The sequence below is a fragment of the Roseateles sp. genome, from assembly GCF_031397715.1.
GTDB lineage: Bacteria > Pseudomonadota > Gammaproteobacteria > Burkholderiales > Burkholderiaceae_C > Paucibacter_A.
In genome coordinates, this window is sequence record NZ_JANNMI010000239.1 from 1 (window position 1) to 5,767 (window position 5,767).

Annotated in this window: 7 protein-coding genes and 1 pseudogene; 1 reads left to right on the forward strand and 7 read right to left on the reverse strand. The window is 59.5% G+C overall.

Annotated features, from left to right (window positions below):
- Positions 1-263: 263 nt before the first annotated feature.
- The 7 genes from RMO57_RS10260 to RMO57_RS10290 form a co-directional block, all read right to left on the reverse strand.
- Positions 264-908: a glutathione S-transferase family protein gene (locus RMO57_RS10260; protein WP_310386301.1), complete on the reverse strand. Its 645-nt coding sequence runs from the start codon at positions 906-908 to the stop codon at positions 264-266.
- A 229-nt stretch (positions 909-1,137) separates the two neighbouring features.
- Positions 1,138-1,572 (reverse strand): DUF1579 family protein, encoded by a 435-nt coding sequence (locus RMO57_RS10265; protein ID WP_310386303.1) that lies wholly within the window; start codon positions 1,570-1,572, stop codon positions 1,138-1,140.
- 5 nt (positions 1,573-1,577) lie between these two features.
- Positions 1,578-2,006: a VOC family protein gene (locus RMO57_RS10270; protein ID WP_310386305.1), complete on the reverse strand. Its 429-nt coding sequence runs from the start codon at positions 2,004-2,006 to the stop codon at positions 1,578-1,580.
- Between the two features lie 96 nt (positions 2,007-2,102).
- Complete coding sequence (locus RMO57_RS10275; RefSeq protein ID WP_310386307.1) at positions 2,103-2,804, reverse strand: DUF899 family protein; 702 nt, start codon at positions 2,802-2,804, stop codon at positions 2,103-2,105.
- A 148-nt stretch (positions 2,805-2,952) separates the two neighbouring features.
- Complete coding sequence (locus RMO57_RS10280) at positions 2,953-3,348, reverse strand: DUF1801 domain-containing protein (RefSeq protein ID WP_310386309.1); 396 nt, start codon at positions 3,346-3,348, stop codon at positions 2,953-2,955.
- A 73-nt stretch (positions 3,349-3,421) separates the two neighbouring features.
- A complete protein-coding gene (locus tag RMO57_RS10285; RefSeq protein WP_310386311.1) occupies positions 3,422-4,357 on the reverse strand; it encodes an alpha/beta hydrolase in 936 nt (311 codons plus the stop codon).
- Between the two features lie 172 nt (positions 4,358-4,529).
- Positions 4,530-5,153, reverse strand: a complete 624-nt coding sequence (locus RMO57_RS10290) for a VOC family protein (RefSeq protein ID WP_310386313.1) — start codon at positions 5,151-5,153, stop codon at positions 4,530-4,532.
- Between the two features lie 366 nt (positions 5,154-5,519).
- Here RMO57_RS10290 and RMO57_RS10295 point away from each other — a divergent pair.
- Positions 5,520-5,767, forward strand: a pseudogene (locus RMO57_RS10295) (hypothetical protein); the annotation flags it as partial.

Below are 5,767 nucleotides of genomic sequence, written 5' to 3' on the forward strand. Positions count from 1 at the left end.
TGAGATGCCGTTTGAGTTTCGGAAATAAATCGTCCATTTCAGCCTGCCTTTGGGTGAAGAAATGCAGGTAGTCGAACTCCCCTTGAAGTGCAGACACAACGTCAAGCCCTGGCAGGTTGATGGCGTTCAGTGCGGATTGCGGCGCGTTCAAAAAAATGCCCGCATGCCCTCCTTGACACCCATTTTTTGCGAAACCGTCCTCGTCATCGCTGCTTCCTTGATTGCCATGGCATCACGCCGGCTTCGTGGCCGACGATGACAATCTATCCCGCCTCGACCCGTGCGCAGTACGTTTCGATGGTCCGCTTCCACGCGGGTCGTGCCAGGCATCGATCACGATACGACACAACTGCCGGGTACGGCGCGATCAATCTCTCGTCCTTGATGCCGGAGTAGAGGACGTGCGCCATCAGGATGTCCGCGACCGTGAAATTCTTGGTCGCGATGAAGTCGCGGTCGGCCAACCAGCGCTCCAGATTCGTCAGTACCCTGTCTACCCAGCCGACCAGGAAATCGCGGTGTTTGCCGCAACTGCCATCCGCCGTCCAGTCCAGTACCATCAGGCTGAGCAGCGGCGGCTCCACCGAGTTCATCGCTGCGAAGCACCAGCGCACAACTTGCGCCTCGCCAGCGAGGTTGCCAGGTATCAAGAGCCCGGACTTCTTCGCCAGGTAGACGAGGATGGCGGCGGATTCGGACAACATCAATCCGTCGTCGTTAATGGACGGGATCTGTTCGAAGGGGCTCAGTTGTCGATAGGCGTCGGTGTTCAGATCGTGTGCGGGATGATCCATGCCGACGACCTGGAACGGCAGTTGCATTTCTTCGAGCGCCCACAGCACACGCAGGTCTCGAGTGTGGCCGCGCGCGGCGAGGTTGACCTTCGAAAACCCGTACATTTTTAGCATGGTGCTCTTGCTGGGTTGATATTGAAAAGCGACGAATCACCTTCTCAGGTTGATAAAGGCGCGGTATGAGACTAGGTCAGTCACGCCTTGACAAACATTAATGAAGTAGAGCGTGGGCGTCTGTGCGGTAGGGTACAGCGCCGCCGTGATTGAGAGTCAGAAGCAGCGGATTGTGCTTTCAGACAATGCCTTATGCAATCGCATGCCATCTGACAACCTCATGCGCAGCTCAGGTCACCTTTCGCAGCTCAATATCCATCCACGGGCTCCACCGTCTAGGGCCGCTACGTTGCTCCCAGGTTCCGGCAAGAACCGAGCCGCCCGCCTCGAATGCACCTCTGAAGCGGACCTTCTCACCATCAATCGACCACGCACGGCCATCCAGGCGAGCGGTAAAGCCGTCGCTCGTCCCCTGGTCGTCGTATGAGCGTGTGACGTAACAGGCCTGCTTCGCGTCGTAGCCGATCACTTCGATGGACTGTGAAACAGTGCCACCGATCAGCGCATCCACGTTGTGCAGCATGAAAAACCCACCGGGCAGCCATTCGTAACGGTCGATCGCCCGCATCTCGGAAGGTGCAGCGTCGTCGGTCGCTCGAATCGTGCCCTGCGTGATCCACTTTCCGGCTAACACAGCCAGGGCACGGTGTTTGGCAGTTGGCATGGGCTTCACCATGGATCGTAGGTGCCAAAGCTCCAGAGATGACCTTCGAGGTCGTGGCAAGTGAAGTCGCGACCACCATAGTCTTCGTCCCTGATCTCCATCGCTATCCTGGCTCCGCCCGCCTTGGCTCGGGTGTACGCAGCGTCGGCATCCGTCACGACGACATACGTGGATTGCGTCGGACCGCCTCCGACTTCATCGGGCTGCTTCATCAAACTGCCAAACTCGGTTTCTTTTTTTTGAACCGAACCAAGCATGATCATGCCGTTACCGAAGCTCAGTTGTGCGTGGGCAATGGTGCCATCGTCGTTGGGCACAACCAAGTGCCTCTCGAAGCCGAACGCCTGGCACAACCATTCGATTGCCGCTGGTGCGTCACGGTAACGAAGGACTGGAATGAGTGTCGCCTTCGTGTTCTTTGCAAGATCAGACATGTGTGATCCCTTGGGTTTCTTGAGCGGCTATGAAACCGCCGATCAATGCGCTGTTTGAGAAGAACATGAAATGCATGGTGAGGCTCCGATAGCGCATCACTTGTCGTCCAGTTTCGGATACCAATCCGTCCCGCGCCCCTCGGGCGTCGTATCCAGGATCACCCACAGCCCCGACATGTCCGGCGCGTCGTGTGCATCCTGTCCCGGGTCGGCGGTCTCCTTGCCTCCTTCGCCGCGCCAGAAGTGGCGGATGGCGCCGTCCTTGCGGGTGAAGACGTTGTAGCCGGGCATGTCGGCATCTTCTGCGCTCACGTAGTCGCGGGTGTAGTCGCCGCTCGGGTCGGAATAGAGCCGAAGGTTCTCCCAGCCGCGCTCCTTGCCGTAAGCCAGGATGCGCGCGATCGGCGAGCGGGCCGTCATCACAAACGCCGCACGCTGTTTGACGTGCGGTGCAATGCCATCCCAGGCACTCATCTGCGACGTGCACATGGGGCAGCCTGTCTTGCGCTGCGGCCCGTACATGAAGCTGTAGATCACCAGAGTGTCCTTGTCGCCAAACAGCTCGGCGAAGCCAACGGCACCGCCTTCGCCCTCGAAGCGGTAGTCCTTGGTGACTTCGCCTCCAGGCGGCAGCGCCCGGCGCTGCTCTGCCACCCGCACGATGTGCCGCCTGAGCTCGATCTCTTCCGCCGCCAATGCATCGCGGGCCTGCCGGTACGCCTTGCTCTCGTTCAGGACATGGGCATCGTTCGCCTTCACCATCTCGGCGGCGGGTTTTAGTGTCTTTGCGTCAGTCATGGTTATCCGTTAGGGTTGAACGTTGAGCAGGGACTCCCCGCTCGAATGCAATGGCAACAAGGTGCCAAGGTTGGGTTACTAAATTCAATTCAAAAGCTTTCATGAAAAAGGAGTCGCACGGAAACGGATTAGAGTTCTGCCAAGTACCTCATGCGCGAGTACCCGCCTTGCGTGGCTTCTTCGTTTTGGCCAGGTTGTACTCGATGGAAGCACGCACTAGCGCCGTAAGCGCCCGCGCGTCGACGGCGTCGCCTTCGAACAAATCGATTGCCCGCCACACCTTGCCACCGAACCCGTTGTTGAAGAGCTGATGCGGATCCGCGATGCTCGCGCCGTGGGAGAAGGTGAGCTTGACCTTGTCCTTGTGCGCATTGCCCACGACGATGGTCCCGTTGCATGACCACACCGGGCTTCCCATGTACTTCCACTCCTCGACGATCGCGGCATCGGCTGCCAGGATCGCTTTCCGCACGGCGGCCAGCGTCCGCCCGCGCCAGTCGTCGATCCCTGCAATCTGCTGGTCAATGCGTTGCGAGGCATCCATTGGTGCTTTCATGTCAATCCAGCGGCATCGTCAGCAGGCGAAGCATCTTATCGGTCATAGGCTCATGTCTCTTCTATCTTGCCCAATTTGCTGAAGAAGTCTTCCCATCCAGAAATGGAAGAACCGTCGCCGGCAACTGCGGTGATAGGAAAATATCGTAGTGCGTCAAGCCCGGCAAGATCGCGAGGCGGTTGCGCGACATGTTCTCCCGCTGCCAACCCGCATCCTTGAGCCCGCCGCCGAGCAATTGGTAAAACTTCACCACATGCTCCGGGCGGTACATGTCGCTGTCGCCGTACACTAGCAGCACCGGCATCGTCAGTTTTGGCACATCGGCAGACCAGTCGAAGGGCCTTTTCATCATGTCGCCCATCGCATCCAGAAGTTTGGGGAACCCGTCAGGGCTCGGGGCGACAGCAACATAGGATTTGTACATTGGTGTGTCCTTCATGCCCTGCGCCATCTTGCTGCTGATCTGCGCCTGCGCCTCAATCATCTCCGGATAAAAACCATCCTTTGCAAAGCTGCCCGAGACGAGCGCCAGGCGGCGCACCTGTTTCGGATGTTGCACCGCCAGTTGAAACGCGACGCCCGCGCCCATCGAATAGCCCATCACATCGACCGGTCCGTAACCCAGTTTTTGGAGGATTGCCGCCATGTCCGAGCCCATCGCCACCATGCTGATGGGCCGACTGCCCAAAGGCGTGCGGCCATGGCCCTGCAAGTCGACACCAATGATCTGCCGTTTCGCGGCCAGCACCGGCATGATCGGCGCGAACATATCGACCGAACCCAAACCGCCGTGTAACAACAACAGGGGCTCGCCCTGCCCACGGATCTGGTAGTGGTACTGAATGCCGTCCACTTCGATACGGCCGCTCTTCACGGTCTTCGCCGTTGCGGCTTTTTTTACCGGTGCCGCTGAGATGTCCTGGGCATAGACAACAACCGGTGTGGCGAACATCGCCGCTGTGGCCATCAGGATGGTTGACAGTGTTTTCTTCAGCATATCGTTCTCACATTCCAAGCTGTCGTCTTTCGGTGGCGACCAAACGGTGTTGGCGCGTCGCAAAACCCCTCTTCAATTGTCGAATCTCGATCACTACGTTCGCCGAAGACGGAAACGTGAGCCAGCAACATGGCGTTGATGTCACGCACGGCGTGTCGAGCAGCGTCTTGCGTCACGCTTTGGCGGCTGCCACATTCACCATCCACGGCACACCGAACTTGTCGGTCAACATGCCGAATAAAGAAGCCCAGAACGTTTTCGCCAAAGGCATCGTGACACTTCCGCCTTCACCGAGTGCCGTGAAAACGCGTTTGGCTTCAGCATCGTCGGCCACCTCGATCGCGAGCGTCATCCCCTTGAACTCCGCGTGTTTCTCGCCCATGCCGTCGTCGGCCATCAGATCGGTTTCGCCGATGCGAAAGGCTGCGTTCATGATTTTTTCTTCGTAGCCGGGTGGCCCCTTCATGTCTTTGTCCTGGCTGTCCTTCCAGCGCATCAGACCGGTGACCTCGGCACCGAGGGACTTTTTGTAGAACTCTAGCGCATCTTCGCAGCGGCCGCCAAAAGTTATGTAGGCGTGAACTTTCATGATGGATTTCTCGTTGGTATTGGAAAGCTCGAATTCTCGAAAAGCGGTGGAACACATGTCCAGCATCGGCTCGAGGGCACCGAATCGAAGTCGGCAACCGTGTCGCCCGGGGCGGCGCCGCTGCGGCATTCTGGCGCAGCGTGCGACCATGTGTCTGTTCGTCGGCACACACAGGCTGATCTGGACGCTCCCGCCGGGACGACTCAAGTGGAGCATTGTTGGGCTTCAGCCTTTGGTGAGGCCGGTCGGTGCCGCTGGCACTGCAGTCCAGCGCCATTGCCACCCGATCAGGACCGACCGAGCACATTCAAATTGTGTTCACCGGCACAACTGCGGGTAGCCTCCCAGCCTTTGCTGGAGCCGGCATGCCAGATTGCTACACGTTCGCCCCGGCGGCCACACGCAGTGGCCACTACCGCATAGCATGGCCGGCGGCGGCGCTCCCGGGCAAGGTGCCGCGCCGCTGCAGGGTCGTCGCCATGGCGCGGGGCGTAGCTGATCCCCCCAAAGGCGGATGCGTTGGCCCGCGCGCCCTGAGAAGCTGCACCACCCCAGATTCCCCATGCCCAGCGCGTGCAAACCAACGCTCACCAGATCGGGAGGGTGCATTGCGATGGCACCCCGGTCCACTACGCGCGCCACCGCCCCGAGCAGACCACGCTGTACCGCCTGGTGCAGCAACACGCGGCGACGTTCTTCGCCCAGGCCGAAGACGCTGCCGGCGCCGACCTGCCGCAGTTCGTCAAGGATGAGTTCGACGCCTTCCTCGAGTGCGGCATCCTGGCCCACGGGTTCCTGCGCCTGCGCTGCGGGGATTGCGG